Origin of the sequence: Parazoarcus communis, assembly GCF_003111645.1 — a bacterium.
GTDB lineage: Bacteria > Pseudomonadota > Gammaproteobacteria > Burkholderiales > Rhodocyclaceae > Parazoarcus > Parazoarcus communis_A.
The window spans coordinates 63,790-80,685 of the sequence record NZ_CP022187.1 but is presented as its reverse complement, the minus strand read 5'-3'; the positions used below and the strand labels follow the sequence as shown (position 1 = coordinate 80,685).

Annotated in this window: 15 protein-coding genes and 6 tRNA genes; 2 read left to right on the top strand and 19 right to left on the bottom strand. The window is 61.9% G+C overall.

The features are described 5' to 3' along the window. Positions 1–7 precede the first annotated feature (7 nt). The 11 genes from leuB to fdxA all read right to left on the bottom strand — a co-directional run bounded on the left by leuB (position 8) and on the right by fdxA (position 11,605). Positions 8–1,072 (bottom strand): 3-isopropylmalate dehydrogenase, encoded by a 1,065-nt coding sequence (leuB, locus tag CEW83_RS00410; protein WP_108947578.1) that lies wholly within the window; start codon positions 1,070–1,072, stop codon positions 8–10. Between the two features lie 34 nt (positions 1,073–1,106). Further along, complete coding sequence (gene leuD, locus CEW83_RS00405; protein ID WP_108947577.1) at positions 1,107–1,745, bottom strand: 3-isopropylmalate dehydratase small subunit; 639 nt, start codon at positions 1,743–1,745, stop codon at positions 1,107–1,109. Between the two features lie 15 nt (positions 1,746–1,760). Beyond that, on the bottom strand, positions 1,761–3,170 hold the full coding sequence (leuC, locus tag CEW83_RS00400; protein WP_108947576.1) for a 3-isopropylmalate dehydratase large subunit: 1,410 nt from the start codon (positions 3,168–3,170) through the stop codon (positions 1,761–1,763). Between the two features lie 89 nt (positions 3,171–3,259). Next, on the bottom strand, positions 3,260–4,078 hold the full coding sequence (locus CEW83_RS00395; RefSeq protein ID WP_108947575.1) for a M48 family metallopeptidase: 819 nt from the start codon (positions 4,076–4,078) through the stop codon (positions 3,260–3,262). Between the two features lie 12 nt (positions 4,079–4,090). Continuing rightward, complete coding sequence (locus CEW83_RS00390; protein ID WP_108947574.1) at positions 4,091–5,251, bottom strand: MFS transporter; 1,161 nt, start codon at positions 5,249–5,251, stop codon at positions 4,091–4,093. 132 nt (positions 5,252–5,383) lie between these two features. Then, positions 5,384–6,520 carry a chorismate synthase gene (aroC, locus tag CEW83_RS00385; RefSeq protein WP_108947573.1) on the bottom strand — a complete coding sequence of 379 codons (1,137 nt, stop codon included), beginning with the start codon at positions 6,518–6,520 and terminating at the stop codon, positions 5,384–5,386. 75 nt (positions 6,521–6,595) lie between these two features. Beyond that, on the bottom strand, positions 6,596–6,910 hold the full coding sequence (gene ilvN / locus CEW83_RS00380; RefSeq protein WP_199915177.1) for an acetolactate synthase small subunit: 315 nt from the start codon (positions 6,908–6,910) through the stop codon (positions 6,596–6,598). Then, positions 6,910–8,577 carry an acetolactate synthase large subunit gene (ilvB, locus tag CEW83_RS00375; protein ID WP_108951099.1) on the bottom strand — a complete coding sequence of 556 codons (1,668 nt, stop codon included), beginning with the start codon at positions 8,575–8,577 and terminating at the stop codon, positions 6,910–6,912. Before ilvB ends, ilvN begins: the two co-directional genes overlap by 1 nt. Before the next feature lie 276 nt (positions 8,578–8,853). Then, entirely contained in the window at positions 8,854–10,536 is a 1,683-nt protein-coding gene (locus tag CEW83_RS00370) for a long-chain-fatty-acid--CoA ligase (RefSeq protein WP_108947571.1), read from the bottom strand. Positions 10,537–10,727: 191 nt separating this feature from the next. Beyond that, complete coding sequence (locus CEW83_RS00365) at positions 10,728–11,177, bottom strand: CBS domain-containing protein (protein WP_108947570.1); 450 nt, start codon at positions 11,175–11,177, stop codon at positions 10,728–10,730. A 104-nt stretch (positions 11,178–11,281) separates the two neighbouring features. After that, positions 11,282–11,605 (bottom strand): ferredoxin FdxA, encoded by a 324-nt coding sequence (fdxA, locus tag CEW83_RS00360; protein ID WP_108947569.1) that lies wholly within the window; start codon positions 11,603–11,605, stop codon positions 11,282–11,284. A 277-nt stretch (positions 11,606–11,882) separates the two neighbouring features. Here fdxA and trxA point away from each other — a divergent pair, with 277 nt between their 5' ends. Both trxA and rho read left to right on the top strand, forming a co-directional pair. After that, positions 11,883–12,209 (top strand): thioredoxin TrxA, encoded by a 327-nt coding sequence (gene trxA, locus CEW83_RS00355; RefSeq protein ID WP_108947568.1) that lies wholly within the window; start codon positions 11,883–11,885, stop codon positions 12,207–12,209. 166 nt (positions 12,210–12,375) lie between these two features. Beyond that, positions 12,376–13,638 (top strand): transcription termination factor Rho, encoded by a 1,263-nt coding sequence (gene rho, locus CEW83_RS00350; RefSeq protein ID WP_108951098.1) that lies wholly within the window; start codon positions 12,376–12,378, stop codon positions 13,636–13,638. A 66-nt stretch (positions 13,639–13,704) separates the two neighbouring features. Here rho and CEW83_RS00345 read toward each other — a convergent pair whose 3' ends face one another. The 8 genes from CEW83_RS00345 to CEW83_RS00305 form a co-directional block, all read right to left on the bottom strand. Further along, on the bottom strand, positions 13,705–14,559 hold the full coding sequence (locus CEW83_RS00345) for a 3-hydroxybutyryl-CoA dehydrogenase (RefSeq protein ID WP_108947567.1): 855 nt from the start codon (positions 14,557–14,559) through the stop codon (positions 13,705–13,707). A gap of 217 nt (positions 14,560–14,776) precedes the next feature. After that, positions 14,777–15,790, bottom strand: coding sequence for an NAD(P)/FAD-dependent oxidoreductase (locus CEW83_RS00340; RefSeq protein WP_108947566.1), 1,014 nt, complete (start codon positions 15,788–15,790; stop codon positions 14,777–14,779). Between the two features lie 349 nt (positions 15,791–16,139). Then, positions 16,140–16,216 (bottom strand) — tRNA-Asp (locus CEW83_RS00330). A 67-nt stretch (positions 16,217–16,283) separates the two neighbouring features. Further along, a tRNA-Glu gene (locus CEW83_RS00325) sits at positions 16,284–16,359 on the bottom strand. A 25-nt stretch (positions 16,360–16,384) separates the two neighbouring features. Then, a tRNA-Ala gene (locus CEW83_RS00320) sits at positions 16,385–16,460 on the bottom strand. Between the two features lie 95 nt (positions 16,461–16,555). Beyond that, positions 16,556–16,632 (bottom strand) — tRNA-Asp (locus CEW83_RS00315). A 59-nt stretch (positions 16,633–16,691) separates the two neighbouring features. Next, positions 16,692–16,767 (bottom strand) — tRNA-Glu (locus CEW83_RS00310). A 26-nt stretch (positions 16,768–16,793) separates the two neighbouring features. Continuing rightward, a tRNA-Ala gene (locus tag CEW83_RS00305) sits at positions 16,794–16,869 on the bottom strand. Positions 16,870–16,896 lie beyond the last annotated feature (27 nt).

Here is a 16,896-nt window from a genome sequence, read left to right as displayed (position 1 = left end):
AAAAACCTTAAAGCGCCGCGAGAACCGCGTCACCCATCTCCCTGGTGCCGACCTTCTTCGTGCCCGGCTCGAAAATATCGCCGGTACGGAAACCCTGCGCAAGCACTTGCTTGACGGCTGCCTCGATACGCTGAGCCTGCGCTTCAAGACCGAAGGTATAGCGCAGCATCATTGCAGCCGACAGGATCGTCGCCAGCGGATTGGCCACGCCCTTGCCTGCGATGTCCGGCGCCGAACCGTGAGAGGGTTCGTACAAGCCCTTGTTGTTCGCATCCAGCGAAGCCGAGGGCAGCATGCCGATCGAGCCGGTGAGCATCGAAGCTTCGTCCGAGAGGATGTCGCCGAACATGTTGCCGGTCACCATCACGTCAAACTGCTTGGGCGCCCGCACGAGCTGCATCGCTGCATTGTCGACCAGCATGTGCGACAGCTCCACGTCCGGATAGTCCTTGGCCACTTCTTCGGCGATATCGCGCCAAAGCTGAGTGCACTCAAGCACATTCATCTTGTCGACCGAGCACAGACGCTTTCCACGCTTCTGCGCGGCCTCGAAGGCCACCTTCAGAATGCGGCGGATCTCATACTCGGCGTAGATCATGGTGTTCCAGCCCACCCGCTGCTGTTCGCCATTGACCTCGCGCACCTCGATACCGCGCGGCTGACCGAAGTAGATATCGCCGGTGAGTTCGCGCACGATGAGGATGTCCAGCCCGGCCACGACTTCAGGCTTCAGCGAAGAGGCGTTGGCAAGCTCCGGATACAGGATCGCCGGACGCAGGTTGGCAAACAGGTTGAGATCCTTGCGGATGCCCAGCAGGCCGCGCTCGGGGCGCTGCTCGCGCGGGAGGTTGTCCCATTTCGGCCCACCCACAGCCCCCAGCAGCACCGCATCCGCTTCACGGGCGAGCTTCTGGGTCGCCTCGGGGTATGGCGTGCCGGTAGCATCGACTGCACAACCGCCAAGCAGCCCTTCTTCCAGTTCAAACTTGAGGTCGAGCGCCTTGAGAACACGCACGGCTTCCGCCATGATCTCGGGACCAATGCCGTCACCCGGCAGCACACAAATCTTCATCCGGTTTCTCCACGCAAACCCGGGCCGCAAGGGCTCAGGCGAAATAATAGGGGTGCTTGGCGCGACGCGCGTCTTCAAATGCACGGATCTTGTCGGCATGACGCAGCGTCAGGCCGATGTCGTCCCAGCCATTGAGCATGCATTCCTTGCGGAAGGCATCGACGTCGAATGCAATCACCTTGCCATCGGGACGGGTGACCGTCTGGGCAGCCAGATCCACCTTGAGCTGATAGCCCTCGGTCGCTTCGCACTGGCTGAACAGCTCATCAACCTCCTCTGCAAAAAGCACGATCGGCAAGACGCCGTTCTTGAAACAGTTGTTGAAGAAGATATCGGCAAAGCTGGTGCCGATAATTGCACGAAAGCCGTAGTCCTCCAGCGCCCACGGCGCGTGCTCGCGCGAGCTGCCACAGCCGAAGTTGTCGCGGGTGAGCAGCACCTGCGCCCCCTGATAACGCGGCTGATTGAGCACGAAATCGGTGTTCAGCGGACGCTTGCTGTTGTCCTGCCCGGGCTGACCGACATCCAGATAGCGCCACTCGTCAAACAGGTTGGGGCCGAAGCCGCTGCGCTTGATCGACTTCAGGAACTGCTTGGGAATGATCGCATCGGTATCGACGTTGGCACGATCGAGCGGCGCCACCAGCGCATCGAGAACGGTAAACGGTTTCATCTTCTGCTGATCCTTTTATTGCAACTCGCGCACATCGGCAAAATGCCCGGCCACCGCAGCGGCTGCGGCCATGGCGGGGCTCACCAGATGGGTACGCCCACCGGCGCCCTGCCGGCCTTCGAAATTGCGGTTGGAGGTCGAGGCACAGCGCTCGCCCGGCTCCAGGCGGTCGGCGTTCATCGCCAGACACATCGAACAGCCCGGCTCGCGCCATTCGAATCCTGCCTCGATGAACACCTTGTCCAGCCCTTCGGCCTCGGCCTGGCGCTTGACCAGCCCGGACCCCGGCACCACCAGCACGCGGCGCACATTGGCCGCCTTGGTCCGCCCCTTGGCGACCGCAGCCGCCTCACGCAGGTCTTCGATGCGCGAATTGGTGCACGAACCGATGAAGACCTGATCTACGGCGATCTCGTTGATCGGTGTATTGGCCGTCAGCCCCATGTACTTGAGCGCGCGCTCGATGCCTTCGCGGCGCACCGGGTCGTTGATGCCTGCGGGGTCGGGCACCCGACCGGCGATCGTGGTGACCATCTCGGGCGACGTACCCCAGGTGACCTGCGGCAGGATGTCGGCCGCGTTGAGTTCGACGACCTTGTCGAACTTCGCGCCGGCATCCGACGTCAGCGTGCGCCAGTAGGCAACCGCCGCGTCCCACTGCTCACCCTTCGGTGCGAACGGCCTGTCCTTGAGGTAGGCAATAGTGGTTTCGTCGACGGCAACCAGGCCGGCGCGGGCACCCGCCTCGATCGCCATGTTGCACACCGTCATCCGCCCTTCCATGGACAGCGACCGGATAGCGCTGCCGCCGAACTCGATGGCATAGCCGTTGCCGCCCGCGGTGCCGATGCGACCGATGATCGCGAGCACGACATCCTTGGCCGACACGCCACGCCCGAGTTCGCCATCGACCTTGACCAGCAGCGTCTTCGACTTCTTCTGCAGCAGGCACTGCGTCGCCATCACATGCTCGACCTCGGACGTACCGATACCGTGCGCCAGACAGGCAAACGCACCGTGGGTCGAAGTGTGCGAGTCGCCACACACCACCGTCATGCCCGGCAGGGTTGCACCGTTCTCGGGTCCGATCACATGCACGATGCCCTGCTTGGCATCGCGAAACGGGAAGTAGGCCAGCGCACCGACTTCGCGGATATTGCTGTCGAGGGTTTCGACCTGCTGACGCGAGACCGGGTCGAGAATCCCCTGATCCCAGTGATCGGTCGGCGTATTGTGGTCGGCAGTCGCAACGATGGACGAGATCCGCCAGGGTTTGCGTCCCGCGAGCTTGAGACCTTCGAAGGCCTGCGGGCTGGTCACCTCGTGTACAAGGTGGCGATCGATATAGATCAGCGCAGTGCCGTCGGCTTCCTGGTGAACGACATGGCTCGACCAGAGTTTTTCGTACAGCGTTTGGGCTTCCATCCAGTGTATTCCGCGGAAAGAAAAGGTTTCGATTATTTCACAGGGGCGTGCGCCTGGGTAGCAGCGCCCGCCCTGCGCTCCGTTTGGCGCTATCTGCGCCGTGTCTGCTCGTAGATCGGCATGACCCGGGCAGCGTACTCGGCCAGATCCTTCTGCCGCGAGTCGTGCGAGGGGTGGGTGGACAGCCATTGCGGTGGCGCACCCGACGACTGGGAAGCCATCTTGGTCCACAGCGTCACTGCCGCGCGCGGATCATAGCCCGCGCGTGCAGCCAGTTCCACGCCAATGCGGTCGGCCTCGGTTTCGTGCAGGCGCGAGTTGGGCAATTCAAAAGTCACTTTCGCCACCGACCCCATCAGGTCCTGCCCCACTTCGCCAACCCCGAGCAAGGCGCCAGCGACCGAGATGCCGAGGCCGGTCGCCATGCTCTTCGACACGCGCTCGCGCGCATGCTCGCGCAGCGCATGTGCAATCTCATGCCCCATCACCGCTGCGATCTCGTCATCACTCAGGCCGAGGCGGTCGATCAAGCCCGAATAGAAGGCGATCTTGCCCCCGGCCATGCACCATGCATTGAGTTCATCGGACTTGAGCACGTTGATCTCCCACTTCCAGCCTGGCGCATCACGACGGAAATTGCCGGTCTGGGGAATCAGCCGCGAGGCGACCTGCCGCACGCGCTGCACCTGTCGGGCGTCACGGTTGAGCAGGTTCTTGCTCCGCGCCTCGGAAATGATCTCCTGGTATTGCTGCGACGATGCCTGCTCGATATCGCTCGCCGGGATCATCATCATCTGCCCCCTGTCCACCCCGACCGCGCCTCCGCCGGTGGTTTGCACCGTCTGGCATCCCACGCTCAGCAGCGCGGCAATCAGCACCGGAAACAGGCTTTTCTTGAATATCAGCATTCAGCACTCCTCTCAAATCGTGCGCTCGGGGCCGTGCTCCCGCCAGCTCAACGCCAGCCACACAAACCCCGCAAGCGCAAAAACCGACCCCAGCGTGAAGGTCCACGCAGATCCGATAGTGTCCCAGGTGTAACCGCTGATCAAGCCGCCCAGCATGCCGCCGGCACCAAAGGACACACTTCCGTAGAGCGCCTGCCCGCTCGACTGGAGACGCCCGGGAAACCACTTGTTCACCGCCGCGATCGCCGCCGCATGGTAGGCGCCGAAGGTCGCGCCGTGAAGCAGTTGCGCAAGGATCAGTACCAGCATGCTGCCCACACCCCAGCCGATGGTTGCAAAGCGCAGCACGGCGCAGGCAAACGCCACCAGCAGGATGGTGCGCAGCGAGTAGCGGCGCATCACGCGCGGCATGACCAGGAACACCCCGATCTCAGCCAGCACGCCGAGCGACCACAGCGACCCGACCACAACCTTGTCATAACCGTGATCCACCAGCAGGATCGAATAGAAGACATACAGTGCGCCGTGTGCGGCGGACATGAGAAAGCAGGCACCGAACAGCGCGAGCACTTCCGGGCGACGCAGTGTGGCACCAAAGCTGGCGGTCACGTGCGAACTCACGCTCGGCTTCGCCTCGGGCACCAGGATCCCGCACACAAGAATGCCGAGCAGGATCGACGCGGTCACCCACAGGACAACATCGATTGCGAAATGATCGAGCAGAAGCCCGAGCCCGAGTACGGCCACGATGAAGCCCACACTCCCCCACACGCGGATGCTGCCGTAACGATGCCCCTGCGCGCCGAGATGAACGAAGGTTACGCTCTCGACCAGCGGCAACGCGGCGCTCCAGAAAAAGGCCATCAGCGCCATGCCGACGAAAATGCCGGAGAACGCCTGCGTCATGAAGAAGATCGAGAAACCCGCGAGGCTCATCGCAGCCGACAGGCGGACAATCGGCAGGCGCATGCCCAGGCGCTCGGAAAGCCAGCTCCAGAGGTTTGGCGACAGCACACGCATGAGCTGCATCAGCGACATCAGGATGGCGATGTCGGTTGCAGGGTATTGCAGCGACTGAAGGTAGAGCGTGAAATACGGCGAGAATGCGCCGACGAAGGCGAAATAGAAGAAGTAGTAGAACGAAAGTCGCCAGTACGGCAGCGTCGTCCCCATCTCAGCGCCCCATGGCAAGGGGGCGGCGGCACCCGTCAGGACACCGCACCCGGATGCCGACAGACATTCGGGCGCGAATCAGCCCACCTCCGGCTCCGCAAGCCTTGCGCGGGAAAGCGCGTGACGCGCGCCTCAACGCCGCACGGGAGAGGGGACCGCCTGATGCCCTGCCGGCGCCAGTCCGGCAATGCGCGGCGTGGTGGTGACGACATCACCACACTGCGCCCGGTGCCTCAATGCGTGGTCGATCAGCACCAGCGCAAGCATGGACTCGGCAATCGGTGTGGCGCGAATGCCGACACAGGGGTCGTGTCTGCCGTGGGTATTGACCACGACAGGCTCACCTTGACGATTGATCGACGCGCGGTCGAGCCGGATGCTGGAAGTCGGCTTGATTGCCATGCTCACCAGAATGTCCTGCCCGGAGGACAGGCCACCAAGCACACCGCCCGCATTGTTGGAGAGGAAGCCCTCGGGCGTCATCTCGTCACCATGCTGCGTGCCAAGCTGGGACACGGCGTCGAAACCGGCACCGATCTCGACGCCTTTCACCGCATTGATGCTCATCATCGCGTAGGCAATCTCGGCATCGAGACGATCGAACACCGGCTCGCCCCAGCCCACGGGCACACCAGTGGCCACCACGTTGATGCGGGCGCCGACCGAGTCGCCCGATTTGCGCAGTTCGTCCATGTACTGCTCGAGTTCGGGCACAAGGGACGCATTGGGCGCAAAGAAGGGGTTGCGATCGACCTCGTCCCAGGATTCGAAGGGAATCGAAAGCGGGCCGAGCTGGGCCATGTAGCCCCGGATCACGATGCCGAACTTCTCGTCCAGCCATTTCTTTGCGATTGCGCCGGCGGCCACGCGCACGGCGGTTTCACGTGCGGATGAACGACCGCCGCCGCGGTAATCGCGGATACCGTATTTCTGCCAGTAGGGGTAATCGGCATGGCCGGGACGGAAGGTGTCGGCAATATTGCCGTAGTCCTTGCTGCGCTGATCCTGATTGCGGATCAGCAGCGCAATCGGCGTACCCGTGGTCACACCCTCGAATACACCGGACAGAATCTCCACCTCGTCCGGCTCGCGGCGCTGCGTCACATGACGGGACGTACCCGGCTTGCGACGATCGAGCTCCAGCTGTATCTCGGCCGCGCTGATCGCGAGCCCGGGAGGGCAGCCGTCGACAATGCAGCCGATGGCCGGGCCGTGGGATTCACCGAAAGACGTGACGCAGAAAAGCGTGCCGATGGAATTGCCGGACATGGGAGACTCGTAGCGTTCTGGCGGGGAGGCCGGCGAGTTTAGCACAGGCCGCCAGCCACCCCGCTCTCACCAGACTCAGAGGAAGAACTCCTCCATGCGCACGAATACCTCGTGCTCCGCGCCATGGCGATTTACGGCCAGCACGTCCTCGAGCTTCTCCAGCTGGCGAATCATCTGCTCAAGGCGCTGATCCTCGAACACCAGCAACCAGATGCGACTCCGGTTGCCGTTGGGGATGGGCATGCACATGATGCCCTCCATGTTGAAAGCACGCCGGGCGAAGAGATTGCAGATGTGGCTCATCACGCCTGCATGGTTGTTCACTTCGAGCTCGAGCACGACCTTGGCAAAACCCGACTGCTGCAGCGGTTCGGCAACTTGTTCCATCATCAACCTCCGATCATCTCGGTATTGGCCGCACCCGGCGGCACCATGGGGTAAACAAACTCCTCGCGATCGATCGAGGCATGAATCAGGCACGGTCCCGGGGTCTGCAAGGCCTGTGCGAGCGAAGCGCGCGGGTTGGCCGCGAGATCGAGATCGACCGCAGGAATGCCGAAGCCCTCCGCGATCTTCATGAAGTCCGGCGCCCCGGCACAGCGCGACGCAAACGTGCGCTTGCCATAGAACAGGCTCTGCTGCTGGTACACCAGACCGAGCGCGTTGTTGTTCATCAGCACGATCTTGACGTTGAGCCCCTGCTCAGCAAGGGTCGCCAGCTCCTGGATGTTCATCATGATGCTGCCATCACCGCTGAAGCACACCACGGTGCGCTCGGGCGCAGCCAGCGCCGCACCGAGCGCTACCGGCATGCCGAAGCCCATGGTGCCGAGCCCCCCCGATGTAAGCCATTGGCGTGGACGGCGGAAGGGATAGGCCTGAGCCACCCACATCTGGTGCTGACCCACGTCGGTGGTGATGATGGCCTCATCGTCGAGCGCAGCGGCAACGGCGTTGATCAGCCCGTAGTGACTGCGCGGATTCTCCAGCGCGTCGAACTGCATCGGAAAGCGCGTCTTGAGACTATCGACATGCGACAGCCAGCGCTTGCGCAACTGCACCTTCACGCGCGGAATCAGCGCATCAAGCACCTCGGCGACATCACCATTGATGGCGACATGGGCGTTCTTGATCTTGTCCAGCTCGGACGGGTCGACATCGATATGAACGATCTTTGCCCGCGGGCAGAATTGCGCCGCCTTGCCGATTGCACGATCGTCGAAACGCGCGCCGACGCAGATCAGCAGATCTGCCTCTTCCAGCACGAAGTTGGTGTAGCGCGCGCCATGCATGCCCAGCATGCCGATCGAGAGCGGATGATCCATCGGCATCGCCCCGAGCGCCATCAGTGTCATCGTCGTCGGCAGCCCGGCCTGCTCGGCTAGGGTCACCGCCTGTTGCGCAGCGCCGGAATGAACCACCCCACCACCAAGATAGAGCACCGGCTGTTCCGCTTCGTTGATCATGCGCGCGGCTTCTTCGATGAGCTCGATCGGCGCCTGGGGCGCCGCGTCACGCACCGCGACGGGCGGGAACTCGTCGAAGGTGACGAGCTGGCACTGCACATCCTTGGGCACATCCACCAGCACCGGACCGGGACGGCCCGACATCGCAATCCGGAAGGCCTCGGGAATGACCTCGAGCAACTCCTCCGCCGACCGGACCAGGAAGTTGTGCTTGGTGATCGGCACCGTCATGCCGTAGATATCGACCTCCTGAAAGGCATCGGTACCAATCATCGACAGCGGCACCTGGCCGGTGATCGCCACCAGCGGGATCGAGTCGAGCATTGCGTCGGCGATCGCGGTCACGAGGTTGGTCGCGCCCGGGCCGCTGGAGGCAAAGCAGACCTCGGGCTTGCCCGACACCCGCGCCATGCCCTGAGCCATGAACCCGGCGCCCTGTTCGTGACGCGCAAGCACATGGTGAATGCCGTCGCTGCCCGACAGCGCGTCATAAAGCGGCAGGATTGCGCCGCCGGGGATGCCCGCTGCAGTGCGCACACCCTGGCGTTCGAGCAGGCGCAATATCAGCTGGGCGCCGGTCATTTGATTCATGTTGATCTCCTTCAAGTCATGTTGCGGCGTTTCTGACCGGCGGCATAAAAGAAAACCCCCGCCGGGCTTTCGCGCCGGCGGGGGTTCTGGATTTGGTACTGCCTGTCCTGATCCGCTACGACGCGCGCGTCCCTACGCCTACTACTACGCGTACTACGGATACAGAGAGGGACGGGAAACGACGGTTCATGTTCGGATCAGACAAGTTGTGGCACGAATGAAATCATAAACGCGGCCCGAAAACAAGCATTTTCCGGACCGCGCATCTGCCCCGGGCTAAGCCTGGTCAGCCTTGTCGCCTCCCTCGCGCAGCACACGACGGAGAATCTTGCCGACATTGGTCTTGGGCAGCTCGTCCCTGAACTCGATCATGTGCGGCACCTTGTACCCGGTCAGGTTCTGCCGGCAGTGAGCGATCAGATCGGCCTTGGTCAGCGCCGGATCCTTGCGCACCACGAACACCTTCACCGCCTCGCCGCTGTGCTCGCTCGGCACGCCGATGGCGGCCACCTCAAGCACACCCGGATGACTGGCGACGACATCTTCCACCTCGTTGGGATAGACGTTGAAGCCGGACACCAGAATCATGTCCTTCTTGCGATCGACGATGCGAATGAAACCCTCTTCGTCCATCACCGCAACATCGCCGGTGCGGAAGAAACCGTCGGCGGTAAATGCACGCGCCGTATCTTCCGGCCGGTTCCAGTAACCGCGCGTCACCTGCGGCCCGCGCACGCACAGTTCGCCGCGCTGGCCGATCGCCTGCTCGGTGCCGTCGTCGTCGCGGATACTCACATCGGTCGACGAGATCGGCAACCCGATCGCGTGATTGAACTCCGGCAGATCGAGCGGGTTGATCGTCACTGCGGGTGAAGTCTCCGTCAGCCCGTAGGCCTCGATCAGCGGCAGACCGGTCACTTCCTTCCACTTCTCGGCAACAGCCTGCTGCACGGCCATCCCGCCTCCGAGCGAAATCCGCAGCGAGGAAAAATCCAGCCGGGCAAACTCGGCGTTGTGCAGCAAGGCATTGAACAGGGTGTTCACCCCGGTAATCGCGGTAAACCGGTACTTCGCCAACTCCTTGACGAAGCCCGGAATGTCGCGTGGATTCGTGATCAGCACGTTGGTCGCCCCGATCTTGAAGAAGGTGAGGCAGTTCGCGGTGAGGGAGAAGATGTGATAGAGCGGCAGCGCGGTGATGATCACCTCTTCGCCCTCATGCAGGAAGGGTTTGATCCAGGCATGTGCCTGCTGCAGGTTGGCCACGATGTTGCCGTGCGTGAGCACTGCGCCTTTGGCCACCCCGGTCGTGCCGCCGGTGTATTGCAGGAAAGCGATGTCTTCAGCACCGACCTCGACCGGCTTGAGCGCATGATGCGCGCCCTTGCGCACGGCCGCGCCGAAATCGATGCTCCCCCGCAACGACCAGGGCGGCACCATCTTCCTGACCCGCCTGATCACGAAATTGACGATCAGCCCTTTCGGAAAACCTAGCATGGCACCGATGCTGGTCACCAGCACGTGCTTGAGCGGCAGCCGATCTCGCACCTGCTCCAGGGTATGGGCAAAGTTCTCGAGAATGACGATCACTTCCGCCCCGGCGTCACGCAACTGATGCTCAAGCTCACGCGCCGTGTAGAGCGGATTGACGTTGACGACCGTGTAACCGGCCCGCAGCGCCCCGAACATTGCCACCGGGTACTGCAGCAGATTGGGCATCATGAGCGCGATACGCGTACCGCGCGGCAAGCCGAGTTCGGACTGCAGGTACGCACCGAAATTCGCAGAAAGGCGATCCAGTTCCCTGTAGGTGATGCGCTTGTCCATGCAGACAAAGGCGGTTCGGTCTGCGAACTTGCGAACCCCCTGCTCGAACAGATCGCCGAGCGAAGCGAATTCGTTCACATCCACCTCGGCGGGTACACCGGGCGGGTATTTCTTGAGCCAGATCTTTTCCACGTTGTCTCCTCGTATCGCTGGAAAAAGCTTGGGCGCGACCAACGGGTCGCACAAGCCCGCCCTCCCGAGGCGTCAAGGCAGCAAGCCGCCCCGTTCCAACCAGAAGCGCCCCGTCTGACGCGGGTTGCGCTTCATTTACTCGACGCAGACGCGACTCCGGCAGGTCGCCTCCAATACGATCAAACGCGAAATCAGCTCTCGGCGCCTTCGCCCGGCCAGTTGCGAATATAGTTCTTGAGCATGCGGTTCTCGAAGCTCTGTTCTTCGAGCACCGCCTTGGCCACATCATGGAAGCTCACCACACCGAGCAAGGTACTGCCGTCCATTACCGGCAGGTAGCGCTGATGGTGATCAACCATCAGGCGACGCAGCTCGTCCATCTCCATGTTGGGTGCAGCCACCATGGGCACGGCCAGCATGGCCTGCTCGATCAGCATGTCGGCCCAGGCTGCTCCGCCTTTCTGAACGGCCTGAAGCACCTCGCGGAAAGTCAGCATGCCGGCCATCTGACCCTTGGAGAAGACCACCAGCGAACCGACGTCCTGCTCGGTCATGATCGTCACCGCTTCGGCCAGACTCTTGTTTGGCGAGATGGTGTAAAGCACCTTCCCCTTGATCGCGAGAATCTCGCTTACCAGCATGATAGTTTTCCTCGGATATTTTGTTCAGTTTGAGGCTGTGCGCCATCTTAGTGCATTGGGGAACTCCCTGAAAGCCGCGCCGGAGGCCGGCCTTCAGGGCACGGTCATCGCTTCAGCTCGCCGAGCTTGTCCTTCACCTTCGCCCACTCGTCAGCGTCGGGAAGCGGGTCCTTGCGCTCAACAATCGGCTTCCACTGGCTTGCCAGTTCAGCATTGAGCGCGATGAAGGATTCCTGGCCGGCGGGCACATCATCCTCCGCGAAAATGGCCTCGACCGGACACTCGGCAACACAAAGCGTACAGTCGATGCATTCCTCCGGATCGATGACCAGAAAATTCGGCCCCTCGCGAAAACAGTCGACGGGACAGACATCCACGCAATCGGTATATTTGCAGCGCACACAGGCTTCGGTCACAACATAGGTCATTGCTTTGCTCTCACGGGTAACGACACCTGCCTCTGGATAGGCATTCGTGCTCACAGGCGACAATATAGTCCAGCGCTTTGCTTTTTCGCCACGACAATGCACTTTTTCCGGGCTTTGGGCGGATAACACCTTGACGTGACGGACGTCATCGCATAACTTTCGGGAAACCTTCTTCCGGGCACCCTTCCCAGTGCCTGGCCGAACGGGTCCCCAGCGACCCTTCATCTCTCTAGTATCAAGTATTACGCAACACATCTCCCCCCTGATGCGAGGAATCATGAGCGAGCATATTCAATACGTGACCGACAGCAACTTCGAGTCCGAAGTGCTGCAGTCCCAGACGCCGGTACTCGTCGACTACTGGGCTGAATGGTGCGGTCCCTGCAAGATGATCGCGCCGATCCTGGACGAAGTCGCCAAAGACTACGCCGGCAAGCTCAAGGTCGCGAAGCTCAACATCGACGAAAACCAGGAAACGCCAGCAAAGTACGGCATTCGTGGCATTCCCACCCTGATGCTTTTCAAGGGCGGGAACATCGAGGCGACCAAAGTCGGCGCCCTTTCAAAATCTCAACTGACAGCCTTCATTGACAGCAACATCTAAGCCGGAAACCGCTCCGGCCCGTTCTCGCGGTGCGACGCGCGCCCGCCGCCGGGGCCCCCGGCACCGCGACGGTAATCCTCCCGAAAACATTCCGTCCGATGACGACCTGCTTGACGCAGAATCGTCTGGCGAGACGGGTACGCCCACCGATCCGGCCATCCCTGCCCTGCACCTGTCCGAGCTCAAGGCACTGCACGTCAGTGAATTGCTCGAGATGGCAGTCGCAAATGATGTCGAAGGCGCCAATCGCCTGCGCAAGCAGGAGCTCGTCTTTGCGCTGCTGAAGAATCGCGCACGCAAGGGCCAGCCGATCAGCGGCGACGGCGCACTCGAAGTCCTCCCCGATGGGTTTGGCTTCCTGCGCTCGCCCGATACGTCCTATCTCGCGGGTACCGACGACATTTACGTGTCGCCGTCGCAGATCCGGCGTTTCAACATGCGCACCGGCGACACCATCGAGGGTGAAATTCGCACCCCCAAGGATGGCGAACGCTATTTCGCACTGGTCAAGCTGGACAAGATCAACGGCCGCCCTCCCGAGGAGTGCAAGCACAAGATCCTGTTCGAGAACCTGACGCCCCTGCATCCGCAGGAGTGCCTGAAGCTTGAGCGCGAGATTCGTGGCGAGGAAAACGTCACCAGCCGCATCATCGACATGATCGCGCCCATCGGCAAGGGTCAGCGTGGTCTGCTCGTCGCCCCGCCAAAGAGCGGCAAGACGGTGATGCTGCAGCATATCGCCCATGCAATCACGTCCAATCACCCCGACGTCGTGGTGATCGTGCTGCTGATCGACGAACGCCCGGAAGAAGTGACGGAAATGCAGCGCTCGGTGAAGGGCGAGGTTGTAGCCTCCACCTTCGACGAACCCGCCTCCCGTCACGTTCAGGTTGCCGAGATGGTGATCGAGAAGGCCAAGCGCCTGACCGAGCACAAGAAGGATGTCGTCATCCTGCTCGACTCCCTGACGCGACTGGCACGTGCATACAACACGGTCGTACCGGCTTCGGGCAAGGTCCTGACCGGCGGCGTCGATGCCAACGCGCTGCAGAAGCCCAAGCGCTTCTTTGGCGCCGCGCGGAACATCGAGGAAGGCGGTTCGCTGACCATCATCGCCACCGCGCTGATCGACACCGGCAGCCGTATGGACGACGTGATCTACGAGGAATTCAAGGGCACCGGCAACATGGAGCTCCACCTCGACCGCCGCATGGCAGAGAAGCGCGTCTATCCGGCCATCAACGTCAATCGCTCGGGCACACGCCGCGAAGAGCTGCTGATGAAGCCGGACATCCTCCAGAAAGCCTGGATCCTGCGCAAGCTGTTGTACGGCATGGACGATATCGACGCGATGGAGTTCCTGCTGGACAAGGTCAAGGCCACCAAGAGCAACGCCGAGTTCTTCGACGCAATGCGTTCGGGACGCTGAGAAATCAGGCGCCCCACATGAGAAAGCCACCTTCGCAGGTGGCTTTCTTTCGTCTGTGAGTAGCGATTACTTGCCGTACTCAAAGAAGCCCTTGCCCGTCTTGCGGCCGAGATAGCCCGCTTCCACCATCTCCACCAGCAAGGGTGCCGGACGGTACTTCGGATCCTTGAAGCCTTCGAACAGCACCTGCATCACGGCCAGTTCGACATCCAGACCGATCATGTCACACAGTGCGAGCGGACCGATCGGGTGATTGCACCCCAGCTTCATTGCTTCGTCGATCTCCGCTGCCGTGGCCAGGCCCTCGCCCAGCGCGAAAACTGCCTCGTTGATCATCGGGCACAGCATCCGGTTGACCACGAACCCCGGGCTGTTGCGCACCTGCACCGGCGTCTTGCCGATCGCTTTCGCCACCTCATCAACCGCAGCATAGGTCTCGTCAGAGGTCTGCAGGCCACGGATCAGCTCGACCAGCGCCATCATCGGCACCGGATTGAAGAAGTGCATGCCGATCATGCGGTCAGCACGCTTGGTCGAGGCTGCGAGCTTGGTGATCGAGATCGAGGAGGTGTTGCTGGCCAGCAGCGCCTCCGGCTTGGCGACGGCGTCGAGTTGCGCGAAGATCTTGAGCTTGAGTTCAAGATTCTCCGTCGCCGCCTCGATGATGAGGTCGCAGTCGGACAAGGCACCCATGTCGGTCGACACCGAGATCTTGGCCATCGCCTCTTCTTTCTGGGCGGTACTCATTTTCTCTTTCTTGATCAGACGATCCAGGCTGCCGGCAACGGTTCCCAGTCCGCGCTGCAGGGCGGCGTCGGCGATATCGGTCATTACCACCGGGTAGCCTGCGACGGCGAAGGCCTGAACGATTCCGTTACCCATCGTGCCTGCGCCGACGACTCCAATCTTGCTGATGCTCATACCTGTTGTCTCCTGTTAGCGGTCACGCCCCGGCTCATCAACTCCATACCGTTGCGTATGGAGTAAATGTAACGCAAGCTGACGAGTGGCGCCAGCCCCGGACCCGAACGCGGAACGGGGCAACAGCAGACCCGGTGATCATGTCGACGCACCCCTGTGAGCACAGCCAGTCATTCGATCTCCGGCTCGATGCCCGCCTGCATCCCGACCGCCGACGTCAGCCGACCACGCGCAGACCATCCACAATCCGCTGCGCGAGCGCCCTTCCGCTCAGCCAGGCGCCCTCGACCTTGCCACCGTTGAGCCAGTCACCGCACAATCCGACGCCCGTGTCACCATCCCACGCACATACCATGTCGCCCGCGGGCTCGCTATCGGCATAGCGCCAGCGATGGGCCGTCCAGGCCTGCGGCAGCGGGCCACCCAGATCGTGAAAGGCTTGCAGCATGGCTGCAGCAACGTCGTCGGCATCATCCTCGATATGCGCCTCGCTCCATTGCGCATTCGCATGCAGCAACCAGGACTCGACACCGTCGCGCCCCGGCTTGCTGCTATCGCGCGCAATCCAGCGCAGCGGACCAGCGTTGACGAAGGCCGCATCAAAGGGAAGCGCAACCGGGTCCGCAAAGCGCACCATCAAGGCCCAGCTGCCCCGCATCACAACGCCCTCGGCGAGCGTCACCAGGCCTGACGCAGCGGCGTTGTGCAAGGACGACTGGCGCAGCAGCGAAGCAGCCTGTGGCGCGGGCTGCGCCAGGACGACCGCATCGTAGAACCCATCCACCCATCCCCGCTCGGCGGACAGGAGACGCCAGCCCTCTGCGCCGCGTTCAAGCTGGTGAATGGTCGTGCCGGCTTGAAGCTCAAGTCGTTCCGCAAGAAGCCGGGCTGGCGCAGTCATCCTGGGCGTACCGACAAATCGCGCCAGGCCCGAATCAGCATCATGCCCCAAGTCGCCGCCCAGAACCCGCAGGCGCGGCGCCCACCGCGCCGCAACACCCGCCTGAAGCCAGCGCTCGACCTCGGCGCGAAAATCAGGATCACGGGCCGTGAAGTACTGCGCACCATGATCACATTGCCACCCCTCGCCTCGACGGGTACTCATGCGCCCTCCCGGACCGCGGCTCTTGTCGAACACGACGGGGCTCAGCCCGGCCTGTGCCAGAAACCCGGCGCACGACAGGCCTGCGATACCCGCCCCCACCACAGCAACATGCAATGTTCCCTTCATGCGATACACACCTCTCAATTGAAACGCCGACCAGCCCCCCCTTCGCCGGGATGCGCGGAAGCGCAGCGCACTCAGCGACATGGAAAGCAGACCGATGCCGCAGATCGGCACTCCATCACACCTTGAGCCGGCACAAATTCGCTTTGTCCTGGACAAACTGAAGCGCATCATAAAGGACAAATCGGTGGCGACAAAGCGGAGGCGCGCCATGACATCCGATCACGCAGGCGAGATCTGCAGGAAACCGAAAGGCGACGCCGGCAGGCGGCACAGACTCGCCCCGGCGCAGATGAGGTGAACGGCAAAAAGCAGGAAGGGAAGCCGTAGCTTCCCTTCCTGCTTGATTTGTTGGCGGAGTGGACGGGACTCGAACCCGCGACCCCCGGCGTGACAGGCCGGTATTCTAACCAACTGAACTACCACTCCGCGCTTGACTGTATCGGCAACAACTGCTGCCGAAGCTGACTGACCGCGCTGATCAATCCGCCTTTACTGGCGTCCCCACGGGGATTCGAACCCCGGTACCTACCGTGAAAGGGTAGTGTCCTAGGCCTCTAGACGATGGGGACCTATGTACCGTAAAACAAATTCTTTTGGTGGAGGTAAGCGGGATCGAACCGCTGACCTCTTGCATGCCATGCAAGCGCTCTCCCAGCTGAGCTATACCCCCACAACAAGCCGGCGATTATAACTCCTGAATCAAGCTCACCGCAATGGTTTCGTAAAACTTTCGAAACCTGCAAAACCGAAGTCTTGCTATGTAGCTGGCGGAGTGGACGGGACTCGAACCCGCGACCCCCGGCGTGACAGGCCGGTATTCTAACCAACTGAACTACCACTCCAAAACCTTGCCCGACATCTCTGCCGGATTGCATGCCCGCCTTGGCTAGCATGCCGAATCTGGCGTCCCCACGGGGATTCGAACCCCGGTACCTACCGTGAAAGGGTAGTGTCCTAGGCCTCTAGACGATGGGGACCTAAGTACCGCAATACAACTTTTCGATGGTGGAGGTAAGCGGGATCGAACCGCTGACCTCTTGCATGCCATGCAAGCGCTCTCCCAGCTGAGCTATACCCCCTTCGAAAGAGCGCGCATTATAGGCAGC

What these genes read in the sequence shown, in the direction of transcription:
- leuC (WP_108947576.1), bottom strand. Translation starts at nt 3,170, where the DNA reads ATGGAAGCCCAAACGCTGTACGAAAAACTCTGGTCGAGCCATGTCGTT.
- ilvN (WP_199915177.1), bottom strand. Translation starts at nt 6,910, where the DNA reads ATGATGGAACAAGTTGCCGAACCGCTGCAGCAGTCGGGTTTTGCCAAG.
- leuD (WP_108947577.1), bottom strand. Translation starts at nt 1,745, where the DNA reads ATGAAACCGTTTACCGTTCTCGATGCGCTGGTGGCGCCGCTCGATCGT.
- trxA (WP_108947568.1), top strand. Translation starts at nt 11,883, where the DNA reads ATGAGCGAGCATATTCAATACGTGACCGACAGCAACTTCGAGTCCGAA.
- CEW83_RS00395 (WP_108947575.1), bottom strand. Translation starts at nt 4,078, where the DNA reads ATGCTGATATTCAAGAAAAGCCTGTTTCCGGTGCTGATTGCCGCGCTG.
- CEW83_RS00390 (WP_108947574.1), bottom strand. Translation starts at nt 5,251, where the DNA reads ATGGGGACGACGCTGCCGTACTGGCGACTTTCGTTCTACTACTTCTTC.
- CEW83_RS00365 (WP_108947570.1), bottom strand. Translation starts at nt 11,177, where the DNA reads ATGCTGGTAAGCGAGATTCTCGCGATCAAGGGGAAGGTGCTTTACACC.
- CEW83_RS00340 (WP_108947566.1), bottom strand. Translation starts at nt 15,790, where the DNA reads ATGAAGGGAACATTGCATGTTGCTGTGGTGGGGGCGGGTATCGCAGGC.
- ilvB (WP_108951099.1), bottom strand. Translation starts at nt 8,577, where the DNA reads ATGAATCAAATGACCGGCGCCCAGCTGATATTGCGCCTGCTCGAACGC.
- leuB (WP_108947578.1), bottom strand. Translation starts at nt 1,072, where the DNA reads ATGAAGATTTGTGTGCTGCCGGGTGACGGCATTGGTCCCGAGATCATG.
- aroC (WP_108947573.1), bottom strand. Translation starts at nt 6,520, where the DNA reads ATGTCCGGCAATTCCATCGGCACGCTTTTCTGCGTCACGTCTTTCGGT.
- CEW83_RS00345 (WP_108947567.1), bottom strand. Translation starts at nt 14,559, where the DNA reads ATGAGCATCAGCAAGATTGGAGTCGTCGGCGCAGGCACGATGGGTAAC.
- fdxA (WP_108947569.1), bottom strand. Translation starts at nt 11,605, where the DNA reads ATGACCTATGTTGTGACCGAAGCCTGTGTGCGCTGCAAATATACCGAT.